The organism is Clostridium lapidicellarium (assembly GCF_041224415.1).
Taxonomy (GTDB): Bacteria; Bacillota; Clostridia; order Clostridiales; family Clostridiaceae; genus Clostridium_B; species Clostridium_B lapidicellarium.
Map to the genome: position 1 here is coordinate 17,327 of NZ_JBGFFE010000013.1, position 19,910 is coordinate 37,236.

A 19,910-nucleotide genomic window follows, 5' to 3' on the forward strand; every position below is an offset into this window, starting at 1 on the left:
TTGATATTAGTGTAAACATAGTTGCAGTATTTGTCAGAGCAAGGTTGTGAACAGAAAAAAGATGTAATGTATGAAAGTTGGTGTTAATGTGGGATATAGGTTACCTGATATAATTAGCGGGCATAATTTTGAAGATTTAATGGAAAATTTTTTTCACATGACAGGTGTATCCTGTTTGGTGAAATATGCCGATGGATATATATACAATGTATCCTGTTTAAAATTTGAAATTCATGAAAAACAGATACTTTCCCAGATTAATAGGGGAAATGAATTAGGTGTTTATAGGGATAAAAACGGCCTGGTTTATATAGGTATACCTATAGTTGTAAATGGAAAACGTGCTGCAACAGTTTTTTTGAATCCGATATTTCTTGAAGGGAATCATAAAAATAAAAATTTTAGATGTTTTAGGGGAAATATTAGAATACCTGTTGTTTCAAAAAAAAATATAAATGAAATCATAAACTTTTTTTACAATGAATTTACCATATTGGCTGAACTTGAATATAGAAATAATATTTTAGGCAGAGATTATAAGAAGTTTTACAGTATGTACAACGAGTTGTATAAGGTATATTGTAATTTTAAGCTTCACTATAATGAAATGAAGAAAATAGCTTATTATGACAAACTGACAAAACTGTATAATTTCAATTATTTTACGGAAAAAATTGAAAAACAAATTGAAATGTATCCCGAGGACAACTTTTCAATATTTCAAATTGAGTTAAATAATTTTAAAAGTATAAATGACATTTTTGGATACGAGTATGGTGACAAGCTGTTAAAGAAAATAGGGAATACTTTGAGAAAAATGAAGATCGGAATGGTTTCGAGAACTGGCGGAGATGGTTTTTTACTTTTAAAACGAGAAATAAATGGCAGAATAGAATTGGAGAATTTAGCTCAACATATAATCGACGACATAAGTGGTCTGTGGGTTTTTAGCGGAAATGAAGTTCTGGTTTCAGTTAACATAGGAATAACAGTTTTTCCTAAAGACGGAAGAAAAGTTGCAAAGCTGCTAAGAAATGTGGATGTAGCATTGAATAGAGCTAAGTTGACAAGCAAAAATTCATATGTAATATTTGAAAAGTACATGTACGATGAAATCTTGGAAAAGACGGAATTGGAAAGGGAATTGAGAAAAGCTTTAAAAAACAATGAATTTATTTTGTATTATCAGCCCCAGGTTGATATCAAGACCCGGGACATAGTCGGCTTTGAAGCTTTGATTAGATGGGATAGCCCGAAATTAGGCTGGGTTATGCCACAGAAGTTTATAAGTCTTGCCGAGGAAACAGGTCTCATAGTTCCCATAGGTGACTGGGTCCTCAAAACTGCCTGTATGCAAAATAAATTGTGGAAAAACAAAGGTTATTCTTATGATTTCATATCCGTAAATGTCTCTACGGTGCAGCTTAAAGATAATAATTTTATAGATACGGTTAGGGACACTTTGAAAGAAACGGGTTTGAAGCCTGAATGTCTGGAAGTGGAAATAACTGAAAGTGTTATGATGGAATCCTTTGACTGGAGTTTACAGGTGATAACTGAACTTAAGGATATGGGGATAAAAGTGGCACTGGATGATTTTGGAAGCGGGTATTCTTCTTTAAATTATTTAAAAAGCATTCCAATCAATACTCTTAAAATTGACAAAACTTTTATAGACGGTATATGTAAAGGGTCCTATGAAAATATTATAACTGGAGAAATAATAGAACTTGCCCATAAAATGGAACTGGAAGTTGTAGCTGAGGGTGTGGAAATGGAAGAGCAGATCAGTTATTTAAAAGAGAAAAACTGCAATAAAATCCAGGGATATTATTTTGGAAAACCTATGCCTTCAGAATGTATAAATATGCTTTTAGAAGAGAAAAAAATCAAATTGGATAATTAGACTAATTCACGCGGTTATTGCCCTGGAAAAGCTATTGACATTCCAAAAATTGTGCTTTATAATGTAACTTACAATTACAAAAAATTCTATTATAAATATAAGTTTAAATTATTGGGGTGTGGCCAAGTGGTAAGGCAGTGGATTTTGACCCATCCCAGCCAGAGTTTTGTTAACTTTGTCTTATATGAACTATGAACTTTGGTAAACCACTATTTAACTGCATTTTAAATGATAAGAATGATTTATATGGATCATAAGATATTAATATAAATAAAGAATTTTATTGCAGGAATTAGACTTATCATCTAATTCCTATTTATTTTTAAAAAGTAAATGAAAGGACGTTTGATTTAGCATGGAAGTTACCTGGCAGGGTATAATATTCGAGGTAATGCTGATATTAATACTCACGGTGATTAATGCATTTTTTTCGGCCATAGAGATGGCTGTGGTTGCTTTGAATAGAAGCAGGATAAATTATTTAGCAGAACAGGGGGATAAAAAGGCAAAGATAATACTGAATCTATTAAAAGAACCTAATAATTTTTTGGCTACTATACAGGTGGGAATAACTCTTGCTGGTTTTTTTGCCAGTGCATTTGCAGCCACTACATTGTCCACGAGGTTTGCATCTTTTTTGGATAAGTTTAGTATCCCCTATAGTGATAAGATATCTGTTATTGTGATTACGCTGTTGTTGTCATATGTCACTCTTGTATTTGGAGAATTACTCCCAAAGAGAATTGCACTTCAGAATTCAGAAAAAATGTCTATGACATTTATAAAACCCATTTTATTCATAAGTAAATTGATGCTGCCCTTTGTGAAATTGTTATCTGGATCCACAACCATTCTAATGAAGCTGTTTAATATAAGTACAGAAGATATCGAAAATAAGGTATCTGAAGAGGAGATTAGATCTATGCTCGAAGAGGGTCAGGAAACAGGCGTGTTTAATCAATCCGAGAAAGAAATGATAGAGGGAGTCTTTAAATTTGACGATAAACTGGCCAAAGAGGTAATGACTCCCAGAACGGAAGTATTTGTCATAGACATAGACGATTTGAGTGCCGGTACGGTAGAAAGCATTGTTCAGGAAAAATATTCCAGAATACCCGTATATAAGGATGAAATAGACAATATAGTGGGAATACTTTATATTAAGGATTTATTTGCCAAATTGATGAAAACTCCTGTGGAAGATATTGATATAGAATCAATGTTGAGAGCTCCTTATTTCGTGCCGGAAAACAAAAATATAGATGTACTTTTTAAAGAGCTTCAGAGCACGAAAAATCATATGGCAATTTTGATCGATGAATATGGCGGATTTTCAGGAATTGTAACAATAGAGGATTTAATTGAAGAAGTGATGGGAAATATATTTGATGAATATGATGACAATGATCAGTATATAAATAAGATTGATCAGAACACTTATCTGGTAAGCGGGCTGTTGTCTATAGATGAAGTAAATGAATTTTTGAATCTCAACTTAAAATCGGAGAACTCAGATACGATAGGTGGGTTTGTAGTAGAACTCTTGGGAAGTATTCCTAAAGAGGGGGAAGATAATACTGTAGAATATGGAGATGTCACTTTTAAAGTAGAAAAAGTAGATGAAAAGAGAATAGAAAATTTGAAAATATATATTCCCAAAAAAATAAGTTCTCAAAATTGCCCGAAGAAGATAGAAGAATCGAATTGACTTTTGGAAAGTTAGGCGGAGGGCTCTTTAAATAAGGGTATCTCTGCCTATTGGTATACAGAATATATAAAAAAGGGGTAATAATATGAGTTTAGACAAAATGTTTTTTGAAAAGTTTTTAAAAAATTTGTTTTCGGATACTGTTAAAGTGAGGTATTGGGACGGCACAGAAGAAAAGTATGGAGAAGGACAGGAAAAATTCAAGATATATATAAATAAAGATATACCTAATAAAGACATCGTAAGAGATCCCTTTCTCACTTTGGGAGAAGCTTATATGGATAAAACGCTGGATTTTGATGGAAATGTCAGAGAAATAATAGAATCTATATATAAGAACAAAGAAAGCTTTTTACATAAAGCGGACAGCTTTTCAAAAATATACAAGGTTCTTCCAAATACTTTAAAGAAAAGCAAAAAAGACGTGCAGTATCATTATGATTTGGGAAATGATTTTTACAGTCTCTGGCTGGATAAAACCATGACCTATTCTTGTGCTTATTTTAAAAATGAAAATGATTCTATATATGATGCCCAGGTGAACAAAGTAAATTACATATTGAAAAAGCTCAATTTAAAAGAGGGACAGAGGCTTCTGGATATAGGATGCGGTTGGGGAGAGCTTGTAATTGAAGCTGCCAAAAAATATGGAGTAAATGCACTGGGAGTAACTTTAAGCAAAGAACAGTTCAAAAAAGCTTCTGAAAAGGTCAGGGAAAATAATCTGGAGGGAAAAGTTGAAATAAAATTGATGGATTACAGGGAGCTTGTAGGAAAAACAGATAAGTTTGACAGAATAGTTAGCGTAGGAATGATTGAACATTCAGGCAGAAAAAATTTGCCCGTTTATATGAAGGATGTTAGAGACATGTTGAAGGAAAGCGGTGTATCTCTTTTACATTGTATTACTGCACAAAAGGAAGGCGAGGCAAACGAATGGATAAAGAAATACATATTTCCAGGAGGATACATTCCATCTATAAGGGAGTTAGTAAGTTTAATGGCGGACAATGATCTTCACCTGGTAGATGCAGAGAGCCTTAGGCTTCACTATTACATGACATTGAAATGCTGGGCTGAAAATTTTGAAAATAACCTGGATGAGATAAAGAAAATTAAAGATGATAGATTTATTAGAATGTGGAGACTTTATCTAAATGCCTGCGCGGCATCTTTTCATTATGGAGTGGTGGATATACACCAATTCCTGTTTACCAAGGGTCTTAATAATGAACTTCCCATGACAAGGGATTATTTATATAAAGATTGAATTTAACAGTGTAAAATCAGGGCCGTTATCTGCTCTGATTTTTTCTGTAATGTTAATTTGAGAGAAGGAGCTGGTGTATGTGAACATAGAGGCGGTTATTTTTGACATGGATGGGGTTATAATAGACAGTGAGCCGCTTCACAGGAAACTGGACGATGTCTTGCTGTCTCAATATGGTATAAAGGTAAGTAAAGAGGAACAGCTTGGTTTTATAGGTGTTACCAGCTGCTGTAAGTGGGAGAGAATCAAGAGAAAGTATAATTTGTCTGTCCCTGTGGAAGAATTGATAAAAAAAGATAGAAAGCTTTACCTGGATAGTTTGAAAAAAGACAAGAATATAGAACCTATAAAAGGAGTGGATAAATTCATAAAATTTTTCTACGAGAGAAATTTGAAATTGGCGATAGCTTCATCTTCTCCTAGAAATGTTATAGAAATTGTCATTGGAAAGTTTGAACTGGAAAAATATTTTTATAAGATTATTTCAGGTGATGACGTTAAAAACAGCAAACCTTCACCGGATATATTTTTAAAAGCTGCGGAACTTTTGAAAGTGAAACCGAGCCGCTGTATGGTCGTAGAGGATTCAAAAAATGGAATAGAGGCCTCAAAAAATGCAGGAATGTACTGCACGGCTTTTAGGAATTTAAATTCCGGCAATCAAGAATTGACGAAAGCAGATTTGATTGTCGATTCTTTTGATTATGCGTTAAGATGGTTTGCCAATGTTAAAAGTGAGTAATGGAGAGGTGATATTTTGAAGAGCGGGAAATATAAAAAAGTATGCGGTATAATTTCGGTAATTTTACTTGCGGCAATATGTTTTGGAGTTTATGAATACAAGATAGCTGGGCATAATAGCAGTGGAGAGAATACAGCTTACAGGGCAAAAACGGATAAAAAAACAGGCCAGGAAACAAGTTATGGAAAAAGTACTTATACTGATAATGGAAACACTGTAAAAAACAAAAATAGGATTTCCAGCACTTCACAAAAAAATATTACGACAGAGCAGGCAGTGAAGAAGGCTGCAGAATGTTATGAAAATAAGAATGAGAATACTAGATTCGTATTTGATCATGAAGACGTAAGAGATAATGTGCCCTATTATGTTATACAGGTTTTTGACAGTATGGAAGATCATTCTGCCACCAGTGATTGGTATTATATAAACGAAAAAAACGGTAGGGCGTATAAATTGGACCTGGGTCAGAATAGACTCATTCCCGTAAATTAATACTTGATTTTGACACCCTGAAATGGTACTCAGGAGTATATTTTGTGATGGCTTTGAATTCATATCCCAGGTCTTTGTAGTAATTGATTATTTTGGGCAGTACCTCGCAGGTGTTTTTATTCCGGCTGTCACAGTGGGCAAGAAGAAATATTTTATTGGGATTGACACATTTTTCTGTACCTTCCCTGTATAACTTGTCGACAGGTGTTTTGTAATCTATGCCGTCTGATAAACATAGGTTCCAGTCGTATACCCTGTATCCGAGAGAATGTAATCTTTCCAGAAAATTTTCATTCAAATGCCCTTTGCTTCCAGTTGGAAATCTTATTATTTTTGGTGCGAATCCCAGGACACTTTTTAATTCTTCACTGGTTTTATTCATCTCATTTATAAATGAATCTTCATTTGAATATATTTTGCTGCACCTGTGGGTATAGGTATGCAGCCCTATGCTGTGCCCTTCATTGTAGATTCTCCTCAATGTTTTTTCATTGTCACTTATTTTATAACCTATTACAAAGAATGTGGCTTTAACATTTTTTTCTTTTAGTATGTCGAGTATTTTGTTGGTGATTTCAGTGCTGGGGCCGTCGTCAAAAGTAAGGTATATCATTTTATTCCTGTAGGATGAATCCGGAATATTCCCTTCGGAAGGTGAATCCACTGCGGCAGATCCTGCATAAGTTGTGCAGCTTAGTGTTATATATATGGCACACAACACAATTGATAAAATGTGTCTTATTTTCATTTTGAAATCCTCCTTGTTTTACTTCTTCGATTAGTATATGCCCTTATTATTTTTTTATAAGTATGATAATATTGTTATGTTAATTCTATTATTTTTTGATTATTTTACATATGTAAGGAGTGGACAGTAATGGAAGTTTATTTTGACAATAGTGCTACGACAAGGCCATATGCTGAAGTGGTGAGTTCAATGGCAGATACTATGAAAAACTATTATGGAAATCCTTCTTCAGCTTATTCCCTTGGATTAAAAGCGGAACTTAAAATGAATGATAGCAGAAATACAATTGCAAATACTTTAAATTGTGATGGAGATGAGATAGTATTTACATCTGGAGGAAGTGAGAGCAATAATTTTTTGATAAGAGGTTTTGCAAAGCCCGGGAACGAAATTATAACTACCAAGATAGAGCATCCCAGCGTTTTGAATACTTGTAGGGCTCTGGAAAAGTGCGGAGTCAAGGTTACATATCTTGATGTGGACAGCAGCGGACGTATTGATATTGATCAGCTTGAAAAAAATATAAACAAACAAACCCAGCTGGTCAGCATAATGCATACGAACAATGAAATTGGCACAGTCCAGTATATTGAAGATATAGGAAAGCTCATAAAGGAAAAGAGCGGTAGGATAAAATTTCATGTAGATGCGGTTCAGGCATACGGAAAATACGATATAGACGTTAAAAAAATGCACATAGATCTGCTGTCTGTCAGCGGCCATAAGATACACGGACCTAGAGGAATCGGAATCGCCTACGTGAGAAAAGGTCTAAAACCAAGACCTTTGATATACGGAGGCGGACAGGAGAAGGGCCTTAGATCGGGTACGGAAAATTTAGCCGCCATTGTGGGGCTTGCAAAAGCTGCTGAAAAAATATATGAAAATAGAGATAAAAATTTTCACCATACAGCTGAGGTAAAAAGATATTTCATGGAAAAACTCGCTGGCATGGATGGGGTTAAAATAAACAGCAGTGGAGCGGAGTATTCACCCTATGTACTGAGTGTTTCATTTATAGGTGTCAGAGGAGAAGTACTGCTTCATATGATGGAAGAAAAAGGTATTTATGTTTCCACGGGTTCCGCTTGCTCTGCTAAGAGCAGTAAAAACAGTCACGTACTGGAAGTTATTGGATTGCCCCAAGACTATATAAAAGGTACTATAAGATTTAGTTTTGGAGAAGATAATTCAAAAGAAGAAGTGGACTATACTGTGGATGTGCTTGACAAATCTTTAAAATTTTTAAGGAGAGTAGGTAAATGAAAAAGTTGCTGCTTGTGAAATGTGCTCCGGAAATATTCCTGAAAGGATTGAATAAAGGAAAATTTGAGAGAAAGTTAAAAAATAATATAAAAAATGTTTTTAAGGACACTGATTATTCTTTTGTGGTGGATCAGGGAAGATGGTTTATAGAATGTGATGATTTGAAGAGAGGCATAAAAAGGCTTAAGAACGTATGTGGGATATCAGAAATATGTGTAGTGGATGAAGTAGATTCCAACATGGAAAGCATCGAGTCGCAGGCTCTTGAAAATTCCATGGAAAATGAAGGTAAAACTTTTAAAGTTGTGACAAAAAGGGCAAATAAAAAATTTCCTCAAACTTCCATGGATGTAAGTAGGGAGGTCGGAGCCTATATACTTCAGAATACACATGGATTATCTGTTGATGTAAGAAAACCTGATTTTTTTGTAAATATAGAGATAAGAGATAAAACCTATGTATATTCAAGGAGAATCAAGGGTATAGGGGGAATGCCCTATGGTACTAACGGCAGTACCATGCTTTTGCTTTCAGGCGGCATAGATTCTCCGGTGGCAGGTTATATGATGGCGAGAAGGGGAGTACGTTTGAATTATGTATATTTTCACAGCCACCCTTATACCAGCGAAAGGGCCAAGGAAAAAGTCAAGGAATTGGCTGGCGTATTGAAAAAATATACGGGGAGTGTAAATCTCTATGTGGTTCCCTTCACAAAAATACAGATGGGTATTATTGAAAATTGCAGGGAAGATGAATTGACTATAATAATGAGGAGATTTATGATGAGAGTAGCCTGTGATTTGGCTGCCAGGTACGGTATAGATTCCGTGACTACAGGAGAAAGTATAGGTCAGGTTGCAAGCCAGACCATGGAGAGCCTTGTCGTAAGCAATGATGCGGCGGACAGACCTGTGTTCAGGCCCCTCATAGCCATGGATAAAGTGGATATAATGGATGTGGCGAGGAAAATTGGTACTTATGAAATTTCAATACTTCCCTATGAAGACTGCTGTACCATTTTTGTACCCAAGCATCCCAAAATTAAACCGAGGCTTGAGGAGATAAAGAAGGCGGAAAGTGTTCTGGATATAGATGCTCTTGTAGGAGAGGCTATAGAAAATACCGAATTTTTTAATTGAAGTTAAAAAAATGAATGCTGCAAAAAAACAGTTTTGCGGCATTCATTTTTTACTGCTGTTTTGCGGGTGTGATTTTACCGCTTAAAATTTTTAGGCTGTTATTTTCATAACCTATAGTGTAAATTACATTGTAGGTGTTTGTTCCTGAATTTGTTTCATTTCCCTCCAATGCCTCGATTGATGCTGAAACCTCAATGCTGCCATTTTCCATTTGGTGACAGAGCATATTGTCCGTCTTTACAGATATGGTTTGAAGGTAACTTTTCCGGAAGTTTTCATAGGGTATTTTTCCCTGCCAGCCTGATCCAAGTAAGGAATAAGCAGTCACATAGTCTTTGGAATTTAAGCTGCTGTAGAAATATGAAACCAGATAGACAGCATTTTTTGTAGATGGTTTTGGATTTTCATATGAATCCCTATTTTGAGTTGAAAATTCGGTGGTATTTGTATTTGAGGACCAGCTGTCCAGCATTGGAGTAACCTGGTTTATTGGTATACTGAAACCCACTGATTTATTATCCGCTTTTGTGGAAATTATGCCTATAACTTGTCCTGTATTTTTATCTAAAAGAGGACCGCCGCTATTTCCAGAAGATACGGGAACAGAAATCTGGTAGACATTTTTGTATTGATAATTTTCCAGACTGAAGTTTATGTTTGATCCGCTTATTATACCTATGTCAGCTGTATTTTGAGGGCCGAGCGGACTTCCAAGCGCTATTATTTCATCTCCTATATCTGCTTTTTTATCTCTTGAAATTTTCATGGGATTTTTTCCCTTTAAGGCGTCAACCCGGACTAAGGCTATATCTGTAATTTCGCTTTTACCCAGGAGTTTTCCCCTGTATGTTTTAGTATCGGCCATTCTTATAATTATAGGAAGTCTGTCTTTTATCAAATGTGCATTGGTTACTATATCACCTTTTTTATCGTATATAAAACCAGAACCAGTTGTACTCTTACTGCCATTTTTTACTTCTAAGGATACCACTGATTTTTGATTTTCGTGGATTATTGAATTTAGATCCCTTGTTTTAGAGGTGCTCGTTACTTCAGTTATATTTCCCAGCTTGGATAAATTTTCGGAAGGTTTGGACCTCATATTTTTATGTATGGTAAAACATGCGGCAGTACTGGCACTTATCAGTATTGCCGATATAATAACAGAAATTTTATTTATCTTCATGACTGTCCTCCTGTGGTAATGACCAGGTTATTTTTGTAATTTTGAAGTGATGTCCCTTTGGCATTTTATATTCTGTATTTTCAAATTTGCCTGTTTCATTCACTGATAGCTGGTTGGGATAAACGTAGGTAGAATCGTTTCCAAGTTCAACATTGTTGCAGTCGTATATGGTGTAGTATATTTGTATGGAACTTACGGGTTTTGTAGCTATGTTTTTGACAGTTCCATTGATTGTGAGATCTCCATATTTATCTATATCAGTGGAAGATGAAATTACTTGAACTGCATTGGTTTTGTTGTTTTTATCTTCAAGGGCAGCTGAAGCTATGGCATTTTGAATTCTAGTCTTTTCGGCGGTTTCAAAAGAATTTTTTTCAGATATTACAACTTGTTTAAATTTTATCAGCTTTTTATCTCCTGGATTATAGACAATACCTTTGTTTATAGTTTGAAGTGCAGAGGTGAAATCATTTTTTTTCAAATATTCATTGGCTGTGTTATAAGCTACGGTACTTATCCTCTTTCTAAGTTCCAAAGCGGTTTCGCCGGCTTCTTTCACATTGTAGTTGGATATTTTGTTTAAAAGTTCAGCCAAATCCTCTATGCTGCTTTTATTGTTCATTTCATTTTTTATCTGCAGTACAGTTATATCCATTCTCTTATTTTCTATATTTTTATTTAATAGTGAATAAAAGTTTCCGGCTTTATCGGATATCAGATTTGCAGCTTCATCCAATTCATTCGAAGCCATGTTGTAGTTCTTATCTTTTATGTAATTATCTGCAATATTTATATGTAAATCCACAGTTTTGCCATCCTGTAAAAATATTTTATCCGCTTTTAGAGTTTTGTTGTTCGGACGTAAATTTGAAGCTCTATCTACTAGAGAACAAGCACCTGATATATTTCCTTGAAGAGCCATGTTTTCAGCGGCAATTCTATTTTTTTCGACATATTTAGAAATATGGGTTTCATAGAAATAGGATGCACAGGTGAAACTTAAAGCGAGTACTGCGGACAGAAGCGGCAGTGTTATATTTTTGTTTTTGTAAAAGGGTACCCTGTGATGAATTTTGGCCTTGGTACTGTTTTTTGCCCTATTGTCCGTTGATTTTTCCAAAGCCAGGGCATTTAGCTGATCTTCTCTTATATTTTCTTTAAGAGCTTGTCTTATATTATAAATTTTAATTGTGTTTTCATTTGTATTTTCAGATTTTTTACAAGACATTTCGTTATTCTCCTTAAATTTTTATGTTTATATTGTATCAAATTTTTTTGATTTATACTATATTCTTGGCAAATGTTATTATATTTTGTTAAAATAAGTATGTATAAGGTGAATTTATAACTTATTTTGTAGAGCGGAGATGTGAAAATGAATAAAAAAGATTTGTCGAATATAAGAAGAGAATTTAAATTGGGTAGCTGCATGCTGCCTATTAAAGAAATTTATAGTGTGTATCTAAAAAAAGACGGCGGGAATATAATAACGAGAGATCTGGAGTATTTTGAAAGAATGGAGATAGAAAAAAGGGAGCTCTATTTGAATAATTTTAGAAAGGTGCTTACAGGATCCCTGGATTCCAAAATATTTGAACTTGATTTCGAGAAAAAGAACGGGCGGGAAGATACTGGTTCAGATGACGGTGAAAGTACGCAGCATATACTGTACAGCGCTTTAAGTTCCAGGGAAAACATAGCTGCTTTTGGAGACAAGATAGTTGACAGGATATCTGAGAATTATACATATGATACGGACGTGGTGATAAATTTCGTGAAAGCAGAGTATTACAGCAGTAATAAAAACAGGGGTCATAAAAAAGACGATGCTGAAGATTACATGCAGTCTGTGGAATTTATATTATGCAGTGTAAACAAAGTGGAAATTCCAAAGAAAGTATTGAAATTTGATTATAGTGAAATGAAATTTAAACCCAATTCTGCATTGGACATGATTATAAATTTAAATGCACCACTGGATGGTTTTATGTTTCCGAGTTTTACCTGCGGATGTGTGGATATAAACAAGGTAGTATACTACTCTTCTAAGAAGAAGCAAATTAACAGCACTTTTGTGGAAAAGGTATTGGAATGTGCCGTAAAACCTACTGCTCTTGAAGAAAGGGAAAATTTCAAAAATGTGTTGAATACGGTGGTAGGAGGCAAAATAAAACCAGGTGTGATGGAAAGTATATATGGGAGAATAAATGAAAAATTTGAAAGAGAAGATGAAGAGGATGAAGAGCCGGTGTTGGATACGAACGAGATTGCCAGGGTTTTGAAGGAAAGCGGTGTGGAAGGTGTCAAGTCCGTAAAAAATGCCTTTCAAGAAGTATGCGGCGGAGATCATGAGTTTAAGGCGAGAAATGTAGTTCCCAATTTTAAAAGTAAATCAGTGAAAATTGAGAACGAGAGTGCAAGTATAACCATAAGGCCTCAAGACCTGGGCAGTGTAAGGCAGATAGTGGATAAAAGAGGGAAAAAATGTCTGCTGATAGAGCTTAAGGAAGGTATGTCCATAGACGGACTCAGCTTGGAAACTGAAAATGCGGAAGGTTATATTTAATTGAATAAAATAATTAAGAATTTGTTGACCACGTTGATTTTATGATATATAATTAAAACTAATAATTTAATATTGATCCTTATCAAGAGAAACTTAGGGAATGGCCCGATGAAGTTTCAGCAACCCGTGCAGCTAGACATATCAATGCATGTAAGGTGCTAAGTCCATCAGAATGCAGTTCTGGAAGATGAGGTGAGTGCAGAATCTTAATTTGAATCTTTTACGTTTATTTGATATAAATCCTCTTCTTTTATGAAGAGGATTTTTTAATTGGCTCATAAATTAATATAAAGGGGGTAATATTAAAATGGGAGAGAAAGTTGTAAAGAAGAAAAATCAGATCTCAGAGCAGCATATTAAAAAAATATTACAGTCATTGAAAAGTATAAATTACGGCTCGATAACGCTGGTTATACAGGATGGAATAGTGATTCAGGTAGAGACAAAGGAAAAGATAAGGCTTAAATAAAATTACGTGGTTTGAAGGGAACTGGGATATTATCAGAAAATAAAAACTTTTAGGGAAAATATAAAATGGTATTTCATTGTTGATTATTCGATAAATAAATAGTAAAATATAATCAGATACAATGTTGAGTATTTAAGTCGGGTATTTTTATCGCAGCTATATACTCATTTACATTGTAGTTGATTTTTAAAATCAAATATGACTTAAATACTCTGATATAAAGGAGAGATATAATGGGAAAAAAATTATTGGAAATAAATAATTTAAAGGCGGAAGTTGAAGGTAATGAAATATTAAAGGGAGTTGATCTTGAAATTAGGAAAGGTGAAATCCATGCTATAATGGGTCCCAATGGAGCGGGGAAATCTACCCTTGTAAATACTATAATGGGCCATCCCAAATATGTTGTATCAGCAGGGGATATAATATTTGACGGAAAGAAGATAAATGACTTGAAGGTGGATGAAAGGGCAAGGCGTGGAATATTTATGTCCTTTCAATATCCTGAAGAAATACAGGGAATAACTGTTGAAAATTTTTTACGCAACGCAAAAGCTGCTGTTACAGGCAAGAAAAGTGGAATACTGGCATTTAGAAGGGCATTGAAGGAGAAGTTAAAACTTTTGAAAATAGATGATAGCTATGCAAAGAGATATTTGAATGTGGGATTCTCAGGTGGAGAAAAAAAGAAAAATGAAATACTTCAAATGGCGGTGCTTGAGCCTAAACTTGCCATGCTGGATGAAACTGACTCGGGACTTGATGTGGATGCAGTTAGAATAGTGTCAGAAGGGGTAAGCAAACTCAGGACGGAGGATAATTCCGTACTTATAATCACACATCACAACAATATTTTGGAATATTTGAAACCTGATTATGTCCATATACTTGTAAACGGAAAAATAGTTAAAACCGGCGATGCGTCTTTGGCTGAAGAAATAGAGGAAAATGGATACGATAAGTTTAAGGCACTGGCTTAATTAATTGTCTTAAAGGAGAGGTGTTTTTATTGGAAAAAGAAAAAACTCGTATAGAGGATATAAAAAGAAATATTTACGATATGAAAAATAAGGATGAATCCAGTTATAAAACTAGTTCCGGTCTTACAAAAGAAATAATAGAAGAGATATCTGATGAAAAAAATGATCCCGATTGGATGAGGGAATTCAGGCTTAAATCCCTGGAAATTTACAATAAGATGCCTATGCCGAGCTGGGGACCTGATCTGTCGGGTTTGGATATGAACAATATAGTTACTTATGTGAGGCCCAATACCAACATGAAACATGATTGGAATGATGTGCCAAAGGATATAAAAAAGACTTTCGATTTGCTTGGAATACCCAAGGCAGAACACGAGTCTCTTGCAGGAGTGGGTGCTCAATACGATTCGGAGATAGTCTATCATAATGTGAGTGACGAGTTGAAAAAACAGGGCGTCTTATATATGGATATGGAAACGGCCATAAGGGAGCATGAAGATCTGGTAAGACCTCTTTTCATGAAACTTGTACCTCCAACTGATCATAAATTTGCAGCACTTCATGGGGCAGTTTGGTCTGGAGGTTCCTTTGTATATGTACCGGAGGGAGTCCAGGTTAAAATACCGATTCAATCCTATTTTAGATTAAACGCACCGGGAGCAGGTCAGTTTGAGCACACCTTAATAGTGGTGGAAAAGGGAGCAAGTATTCACTATATAGAGGGCTGTTCTGCACCTAAATACTATGTGAATAACCTGCATGCAGGCTGTGTGGAATGTTATATAAGAGAAGGGGCCTCTCTGAAATACAGTACTATAGAAAACTGGTCCAGGAATATGTATAATTTGAATACCAAGAGAGCACTGGTGGATAAAAATGCCCATGTAGAATGGGTCACCGGTTCGTTTGGCTCCAAGGTATCCATGTTATACCCAATGAGTATATTGAAAGGAGAAGGAGCAAGGTGTGACTTTACGGGAATAACTTTCGCAGGTGCCGGACAGTATCTGGATACAGGCTCCAAGGTTGTTCATGCAGCTCCGAACACCACATCTGTAGTGAATTCCAAGTCCATTTCCAAAGATGGCGGAGTTTCCATTTATAGAGGCCTTTTAGGCTCTACAAAAAATGCAGTGAATGCAAAATCAAGTGTATCCTGTGAGTCGTTGATGCTGGACAGCAAGTCCAGGTCAGATACAATACCTATTGTAAGTGCAGCCAACAATAATGTTGATATAGGACATGAAGCCAAAATAGGTAGAATAAGTGACGATGCCATTTTCTATCTGATGAGCAGGGGGCTTACGGAAGAAGAAGCCAGAGAAATGATAGTTACAGGGTTTGTTGAACCTGTGGCAAAAGAACTTCCACTTGAATATGCAGTGGAAATGAACAATCTAATTAAATTGGAATTAAAGGGAACCATAGGATAGGAGGTACTTTATGATAGATAATAAGGAAAATTTGAGTAAGAGAAAAAATATAATTTCCAAATTGAAAGACAAGAAGGATTTCAGATTAAATGAAGCCTATGTACCTACTTGGAAACATCTTGGATTGAATAATTTTCATATTAAAGATTATAATTTTCCTGAAATAAATGAATACAATGCAGATTATATGGATTTTAAAGCTGAAGATTTTAAAAATGTGTATTTGAAAGACATAAGGGAAATCGATGGAAAAAGTCTCACAGGCTATTCCAGTTTTAAAGATGCCACTTCTGTATCAAAGGATTTTGTAAGGCTTGCGGAAAATGGCTTTAATTCAGGTGTATTTCTAAAAATTCCGGAGAATAAAATTTTAAATTCACCTATAAGGCTTAATTTTAATTTGAATTCACAAAATCCGTCAGTTATAGATCAAAATATAATTGTAGCTGGACCAAACAGCAAAATTACACTGGTGGTGGATTATTACACGGAAGATGGAGACATGGAGGTATTTCACAACGGCCTGACTAAAGTCTTTGCAGGAAGCGGATCCGAAGTGAATGTCGTAAAGGTCCAGAGAATGAATAACAGGGCATCCCATTTTGATTCCAATATGGCAGAGGTGGAAGATGGAGCCAAGGTAAATTGGGTTACAGTAGAAATGGGAAGCAAGATAAATGTTACAAATTATAACTCGGATTTAAAAGGTCAGCGCAGCAGCGCCGATATATATTCGGCTTATTTGGTTGACGGAGATAGAAAACAGGATCTCTATTATACTACCAACCATTTTGGCAAAGAGAGCACAAGCAACATGATTATAGAAGGAGTGCTGAAAGACAGGGCAAAAAAAGTTTTCAAGGGAAATATAGATTTCAAGATGGGATCCTCTAAATCCAAGGGAGCTCAAGCCGAAGAAGTTCTTCTTCTAGATCCGACAGTGAAAACTGACACCATTCCAATGCTTCTCTGTCAGGAAGAAGATGTAGACGGGCAGCATGCAGCCAGTGTAGGAAAAATAGATGAAAATCAGCTTTTCTACCTGATGAGCAGAGGATTTGATTATGGCGAAGCAGAAAAATTGATTATAGAGGCCAGGTTTAGCCCTATATTTGATAGAGTTCCCGCAGAGGATTTAAGAAAGTTTTTATCTGAAGAACTTAGGAGGAGGATTGTAAATGAGTAATGGGAATGTAATGCAGAGGGATATATTGGATGTAAATAAAATAAGAAAAGATTTTCCTATACTTTCCATAAAAGTAAAGGGAAAGGATTTAGTATATTTTGACAATGGTGCAACTACACAAAAGCCAATTTCTGTTATAAAGGCTGTGGAGCATTATAATGAAAATTTGAATGGGAACCCTCACAGGGGAGCTCATTATTTGGGGGTTACATCCACCGAGGCTTATGAAGGGGCCCGTGAAAAGGTAAGGGCATTTATTGGAGCCAAGAAATCTTCTGAGATAATATTTACAAGAAATACCACAGAATCTTTGAATCTGATAGCTTACAGCTATGGATTGAATTTTGTAAATAAGGGAGATGAAATAGTAATTGCCATCTCAGAGCACCACAGCAATATACTTCCATGGCAGATGGTGGCACGGGTAAAAGGTGCGGTACTTAAGTATATGTATACCAATGAAGATGGAAAAATAACTGAGGAAGAATACAAAAATAAAATTACCGACAAGACGAAAATTGTGTCCATTGCCCAGGTATCCAATGTACTTGGAACAAAATATCCGGTCAAGGATATTGTGAAATATGCCCATGAAAAGGGAGCTGTGGCCATAGTGGATGGAGCACAGAGCACACCGCACATGAAAGTCGATGTGTCTGACCTTGATGCAGACTTCTTTGTGTTTTCAGGTCATAAGATGCTGGCTTCCATGGGAATAGGAGTACTTTATGGGAAAGAGGAACTTTTGAACAAAATGCCGCCTTTTTTAGGTGGAGGAGACATGATAGAATATGTGACAGAACAAAGTGCCACTTTTGCAGAACTGCCTTTTAAATTTGAAGCAGGTACTCAGAATGTTGAAGGTGCGGTTTCTCTTGGAGCAGCTATTGATTATTTGAATTCAATAGGTCTTGACAAGATAGAAGCTTATGAGCAGAAACTTACCGAGTATGCTCTCAAGAAAATCTCGGAATTGGATTATGTAACAGTGTATGGACCTAAAAATGCCAAGGATAAAGGTGGAATTATTTCCTTTAATGTAAAAGATGTTCATCCGCATGATGTGGCTACTATATTGAACAGCTATGGTGTGGCAGTTAGATCGGGACATCATTGTGCACAGCCTCTTATGAAACATCTGGGAATCCAGGCATCTTCCAGAGCTAGCTTCTATTTTTACAATACTTTTGAGGAAATAGACAAATTTATAGAAGCACTCAAAAATGTAAGGAAGTGGTTGGGATATGGACGATCTTAGTATGATATATTCCCAGATAATAACAGAACATAACCAGGATACTACCAATAAAAGAGAAATAAAGGATCCTGACTTGAAGGAAAGAGGTCATAATCCAAGTTGTGGAGATGATATAACCCTCTCCCTGAAATTCAAGGGAGATGTGATAGATGATATAGCCTATGAGGGAAGTGGATGTGCCATATCCCAGGCTTCAACTTCCATGATGATAGATCTGGTTAAGGGAAAGACTGTCGAGGAAGCTTTGGATTATATTAAGACATTTATAGGCATGATAAAAAAGGAAATTACGGATGAAAAGGAATTGGAAAAGCTGGAGGATGCCATAGCACTTAAAAATATATCAATGATGCCTGCCAGGGTAAAATGTGCAGTGCTTGCATGGCATACGCTGGATGAAGCTATAAAAAAGAAGAAAAAACCCAATTCCTCTAAATAAAATCAAATGTTCTTGAAATTCAAAGTGCAGGTGTTTTAATCTGTACTTTGAATTTTTTTTGTATTTTCATTTTATGCTGTCCATAAAAGAATTGAAGCTGTTTTTAAAATTATTTTTATCTTCCTGTGAGGCGAAGGAATAATTTACTCCATTTTGAATAACTTTTTTTATATCCTCAAAATTAAAGTCTTGATATTTTACGAGATATTTGAATTCCTGGATTATATCTGTATTTGACACAGTTGTGTTGTCTGTATTTACTGTTACCACAATGTTTTTATCTAAATATTTTTTTATGGGATGTTCTCTGTAAGAATTTACTGCAGAGGTATTTACATTGCTGGTTACACATACCTCAAGCGGAATTTTATGCGCTATCAGGTATTCAAGTGTATTTTTGTCTCTATATGCACAGGTACCGTGGCCTATCCTTTCTGCGTGCAGAATTTTTATGGATTTTAGTATGTTTTCTGGTATTCCGGTTTCACCGGCATGGACTGTGCGGTGAATTCCATAGCTTTTTGCCAGTTCAAAAGCTTCTGTGTGAATTTCAGGTGGAAAATTTGCCTCATCCCCTGCAAGATCTATGGCAGCCACGCCTTTGGATGAATATTTTCTGGCCAGTTCAGCAAGTTTTATTCCCCTGGAAGGCGGCTCCTGTCTTAAAATGCACAAAATTAAATTTGACATGATTCCCAGGTGATCCCTGCCGTAGTTCATGGCAGAAAGTACAGCTTCTACAGCCTGCTCGGGCTTTAAATTGTCCAATAGATGGTTGAAAGGGGCAAAACGTATTTCTATATATCTTATATTTTCTTTGGATGCATCTTCTAGAAGTTCAACCGCTACTCTGTATATATTTTTTTCTTTCTGCATAATTTTTATAGGTAAATTAAATTTATCAAGATACTCTTTTAGAGAATTACATTTTCCAAAAACCTTTACCTGCTTTTCGAGAACATTTAGGTTTGTATCTGAAGTGATTATATCTTCTCTGCCTGCAATATCCAAGATTGTTGTGGGTCTTACGCTGCCGTCTAAATGACAGTGAAGCTCCGTCTTTGGGATAAGTTCCAGCATTTTGTCCAAATTCATTATATTATCCTCCTTGTGAGC

Annotated in this window: 18 protein-coding genes and 1 riboswitch; of the genes, 14 read left to right on the plus strand and 4 right to left on the minus strand. The window is 35.5% G+C overall.

Annotated elements, in window-relative coordinates:
* The first annotated feature begins 70 nt into the window (after positions 1-70).
* The 5 genes from AB8S09_RS09745 (at position 71) to AB8S09_RS09765 (ending at position 6,121) form a co-directional block, all read left to right on the plus strand.
* Entirely contained in the window at positions 71-1,906 is a 1,836-nt protein-coding gene (locus AB8S09_RS09745) for an EAL domain-containing protein (protein WP_369869025.1), read from the plus strand.
* A 355-nt stretch (positions 1,907-2,261) separates the two neighbouring features.
* A complete protein-coding gene (locus AB8S09_RS09750) occupies positions 2,262-3,614 on the plus strand; it encodes a hemolysin family protein (RefSeq protein WP_294180790.1) in 1,353 nt (450 codons plus the stop codon).
* Between the two features lie 85 nt (positions 3,615-3,699).
* Complete coding sequence (locus tag AB8S09_RS09755; protein WP_369869026.1) at positions 3,700-4,884, plus strand: class I SAM-dependent methyltransferase; 1,185 nt, start codon at positions 3,700-3,702, stop codon at positions 4,882-4,884.
* A 79-nt stretch (positions 4,885-4,963) separates the two neighbouring features.
* Entirely contained in the window at positions 4,964-5,626 is a 663-nt protein-coding gene (locus AB8S09_RS09760; RefSeq protein WP_369869027.1) for an HAD family hydrolase, read from the plus strand.
* Positions 5,627-5,641: 15 nt separating this feature from the next.
* Positions 5,642-6,121, plus strand: coding sequence for a hypothetical protein (locus AB8S09_RS09765; protein ID WP_294180784.1), 480 nt, complete (start codon positions 5,642-5,644; stop codon positions 6,119-6,121).
* Here the strand turns inward: AB8S09_RS09765 and AB8S09_RS09770 are convergent.
* Positions 6,105-6,869 (minus strand): polysaccharide deacetylase family protein, encoded by a 765-nt coding sequence (locus tag AB8S09_RS09770; RefSeq protein WP_294180783.1) that lies wholly within the window; start codon positions 6,867-6,869, stop codon positions 6,105-6,107. The two genes, AB8S09_RS09765 and AB8S09_RS09770, sit on opposite strands and share 17 nt — an antisense overlap.
* 129 nt (positions 6,870-6,998) lie before the next feature.
* Here AB8S09_RS09770 and AB8S09_RS09775 point away from each other — a divergent pair, with 129 nt between their 5' ends.
* Both AB8S09_RS09775 and thiI read left to right on the plus strand, forming a co-directional pair.
* Positions 6,999-8,135, plus strand: a complete 1,137-nt coding sequence (locus AB8S09_RS09775; protein ID WP_369869028.1) for a cysteine desulfurase family protein — start codon at positions 6,999-7,001, stop codon at positions 8,133-8,135.
* Positions 8,132-9,274, plus strand: a complete 1,143-nt coding sequence (gene thiI, locus AB8S09_RS09780) for a tRNA uracil 4-sulfurtransferase ThiI (RefSeq protein WP_369869029.1) — start codon at positions 8,132-8,134, stop codon at positions 9,272-9,274. The genes AB8S09_RS09775 and thiI overlap by 4 nt, the downstream gene beginning before the upstream one ends.
* A gap of 49 nt (positions 9,275-9,323) precedes the next feature.
* Here the strand turns inward: thiI and AB8S09_RS09785 are convergent, their stop codons facing one another.
* On the minus strand, positions 9,324-10,460 hold the full coding sequence (locus tag AB8S09_RS09785; RefSeq protein WP_294180776.1) for a S1C family serine protease: 1,137 nt from the start codon (positions 10,458-10,460) through the stop codon (positions 9,324-9,326).
* A complete protein-coding gene (locus AB8S09_RS09790) occupies positions 10,447-11,688 on the minus strand; it encodes an FxLYD domain-containing protein (protein WP_369869030.1) in 1,242 nt (413 codons plus the stop codon). Before AB8S09_RS09790 ends, AB8S09_RS09785 begins: the two co-directional genes overlap by 14 nt.
* 147 nt (positions 11,689-11,835) lie before the next feature.
* Here AB8S09_RS09790 and AB8S09_RS09795 point away from each other — a divergent pair, with 147 nt between their 5' ends.
* The 7 genes from AB8S09_RS09795 (at position 11,836) to sufU (ending at position 18,794) form a co-directional block, all read left to right on the plus strand.
* Positions 11,836-13,026 (plus strand): DUF4317 family protein, encoded by a 1,191-nt coding sequence (locus AB8S09_RS09795; RefSeq protein ID WP_369869031.1) that lies wholly within the window; start codon positions 11,836-11,838, stop codon positions 13,024-13,026.
* A gap of 76 nt (positions 13,027-13,102) precedes the next feature.
* A riboswitch (SAM riboswitch) is annotated at positions 13,103-13,220 on the plus strand.
* Between the two features lie 113 nt (positions 13,221-13,333).
* Positions 13,334-13,495: a YezD family protein gene (locus AB8S09_RS09800; protein WP_294180770.1), complete on the plus strand. Its 162-nt coding sequence runs from the start codon at positions 13,334-13,336 to the stop codon at positions 13,493-13,495.
* A 233-nt stretch (positions 13,496-13,728) separates the two neighbouring features.
* Positions 13,729-14,475 carry a Fe-S cluster assembly ATPase SufC gene (sufC, locus tag AB8S09_RS09805; protein WP_294180769.1) on the plus strand — a complete coding sequence of 249 codons (747 nt, stop codon included), beginning with the start codon at positions 13,729-13,731 and terminating at the stop codon, positions 14,473-14,475.
* Between the two features lie 29 nt (positions 14,476-14,504).
* Positions 14,505-15,911, plus strand: a complete 1,407-nt coding sequence (gene sufB / locus AB8S09_RS09810) for a Fe-S cluster assembly protein SufB (RefSeq protein ID WP_294180768.1) — start codon at positions 14,505-14,507, stop codon at positions 15,909-15,911.
* A gap of 10 nt (positions 15,912-15,921) precedes the next feature.
* Positions 15,922-17,097: a Fe-S cluster assembly protein SufD gene (gene sufD / locus AB8S09_RS09815; RefSeq protein ID WP_294180767.1), complete on the plus strand. Its 1,176-nt coding sequence runs from the start codon at positions 15,922-15,924 to the stop codon at positions 17,095-17,097.
* Positions 17,090-18,355: a cysteine desulfurase gene (locus AB8S09_RS09820; RefSeq protein ID WP_294180764.1), complete on the plus strand. Its 1,266-nt coding sequence runs from the start codon at positions 17,090-17,092 to the stop codon at positions 18,353-18,355. Before sufD ends, AB8S09_RS09820 begins: the two co-directional genes overlap by 8 nt.
* Positions 18,342-18,794: a Fe-S cluster assembly sulfur transfer protein SufU gene (gene sufU / locus AB8S09_RS09825; protein ID WP_294180762.1), complete on the plus strand. Its 453-nt coding sequence runs from the start codon at positions 18,342-18,344 to the stop codon at positions 18,792-18,794. The genes AB8S09_RS09820 and sufU overlap by 14 nt, the downstream gene beginning before the upstream one ends.
* Before the next feature lie 66 nt (positions 18,795-18,860).
* Here sufU and add read toward each other — a convergent pair whose 3' ends face one another.
* Positions 18,861-19,889 carry an adenosine deaminase gene (add, locus tag AB8S09_RS09830; protein WP_294180760.1) on the minus strand — a complete coding sequence of 343 codons (1,029 nt, stop codon included), beginning with the start codon at positions 19,887-19,889 and terminating at the stop codon, positions 18,861-18,863.
* Between the last annotated feature and the right edge of the window lie 21 nt (positions 19,890-19,910).